At 42.8% G+C, this 1,055-nt stretch carries 1 protein-coding gene; it reads right to left on the bottom strand.

Going from position 1 to position 1,055, the window contains the following annotated elements:
* Positions 1–719 (bottom strand): hypothetical protein (locus tag A3738_RS22650; RefSeq protein WP_068763866.1); only part of this gene is annotated, 719 nt, incomplete at its 3' end.
* Positions 720–1,055 lie beyond the last annotated feature (336 nt).

The raw sequence follows: 1,055 nt of genomic DNA on the forward strand, positions 1-1,055 counted from the left end.
CCGTTTTGTTCAAGCTCAGCTTGTGCTTTTGCATTGATCTCTTCAGTACGTTGATCTGCTTTCTTATTCAGCTCTGCCATTTTTTGTTTGTATGCCTGAATATTTTGCATCGCAGAAGGGTGCGTTGATACGTCACTTAACACCTCAATGGCACTATGGTAGTTGTGGATAGCAACACGCGGTTTACCTGCAAGCTCGGCTTGCTTTGCTTTCTCTGCAAATAAATCTGCCTTGGATTGTCGCGCTAGAAAACCTACATGAGCCATCTGTTGCTGGGCTAAATCAGGTGAAAGCTGCGATTTTTTACGCCAAAAATGCAGCAACTTATATAAGTTTTGCAGCATGATGCGTACCTCGCGGGCTTTCTCAGTTGAGTCAACCTTAACGGGTGGAAGCTTTTTCGGGTTTTCTTGGAGTTCCTTTATAGCTCGCTCGTCTTCTTGGATGTAACCGGCATGTTTAGACGAGGGTTTGAATTTAGTGAGTTCTTTGATGGTTTCGATGGATTGCTCGTGCAGAATTTTTCTCAAAGTAGGGTTGAGGTACTGCGGTGGCATGTTAGATAGAATGTTTTGAATGTTGGTGTGTCGGTCTTGTAGTTTGATGATCAGACGTAATCGCTCAATACGCGCCTTCTCTCTTGCCTGAACGAATACGATCAATGCAATACCTGCGCAAATAAGGCTTCCAATGGCGATGGTAATCGTCACTGCCGACATAAACTAATCTCTAAGCTTGTTGTGATAAATTGTTGTTTTATTTGAGTGTAGCTCAAAATTTGATCACTGCTGCAAAAAGCCTGACTGCTCAGGCGTCTAGCATGACAACGACTATTAACATGGTGAATAGCTTTGCACGTTGTCAGTGGTTGGGATTTGAACGATTTTCATGTACTATCTTCGCCCCTTTTTTAGACGTTTCTCGACTTTTTATCAAGGTATTGAGAGCGGTTTTCTAAGTAATTAAAGCGTTGAGGCGAATACAAATATGACAGAACGCGTTCAAGCTGCGGGCCTTCAGGTCGCAAAAGAGCTATACGATTTCGTAAACGAAAA

The organism is Oleiphilus sp. HI0066 (genome assembly GCF_001635725.1).